The sequence below is a fragment of the Microbacterium sp. T32 genome (assembly GCF_001619615.1).
GTDB lineage: Bacteria > Actinomycetota > Actinomycetes > Actinomycetales > Microbacteriaceae > Microbacterium.
The window spans coordinates 1-852 of sequence record NZ_LQQP01000065.1; the positions used below are offsets into that span (position 1 = coordinate 1).

Genomic DNA, 852 nt, shown 5'->3' on the forward strand with positions numbered 1-852 from the left:
ACGGCGAGTGCTCGCGCGAGCGGCTCGGGGTTCGCGATCGCGAGGTTCTTCGGGTACAGCTCGCCGAAGATCATCGTCACGACGGTGGCGAGCAGCAGGGCCGCCACGGTCCCGATCGCGATCGAGACGCCGGCGTCGATCCCGGCGCCGCCGAGCAGCGTCCCGATCGAGGCGCCGATGAGCGGCTCGGCCACGTAGCCGATCAGCAGCCCCGTGACCGTGATCCCGAGCTGAGCGCCCGACAGCATGAACGACGTGCGCTGCGTGATCGCGAGGACGCGCTTGGCCTGCACGTCACCCTTCTCGGCGCGTGCCGCCAGCTTCGCGCGGTCCACGGACATGTACGCGAATTCCTGCGCGACGAAGAAACCGCAGGCCGCGATGATCGCCAGCGTCACGATGACGCCGAGAAGAAGCGTCAGAACAGCGCCCAGCATCAGATCTCACCCCCTCTCGAAACGAGGGGGCTCGGAGATCGGCCCTCCTGGTCGGGGGAGGTGCGGGGATGGCTCACGGGGGTTCTCTCTCGTGGGTCGTCGATGCGGTGACGAGCACGATATCCGGCGTCGCTGGGAAACCGCCGTAGTGGCCGGGACGCGTTCCGGGATGGCAGAATGGATATCCCCGCATTGCCTCGCTTCCCGGCGTGGTCCCGCCCTTGCATGACAGGTACGCTTCGGCGCGCCAGAAAAGGACCAGCCGTGGGACGCCTCATCTACCGCGACCGTGCGACGTTCGACATCGACGACCGTCTGCTCGCGCATCTGCGCATCGTGATCATGAACAAGCTGCGCCGGAACGAGGGCTTCATGCTCCAGGTGCCGGTGAACGAGGGGGTGCGCCAGGCGAGCC

General features: G+C 67.5%; 2 protein-coding genes. One reads left to right on the top strand and one right to left on the bottom strand.

What is annotated here, in order from left to right; genetic code table 11:
- The coding region (locus AVW09_RS15355; protein WP_156496133.1) for a CNNM domain-containing protein at positions 1-437 on the bottom strand (437 nt) is incomplete at its 3' end.
- 225 nt (positions 438-662) lie between these two features.
- Here AVW09_RS15355 and AVW09_RS18480 point away from each other — a divergent pair.
- Positions 663-852, top strand: a 190-nt coding sequence (locus tag AVW09_RS18480) for a DUF7882 family protein (protein WP_442922752.1), incomplete at its 3' end; no start/stop codon positions are given.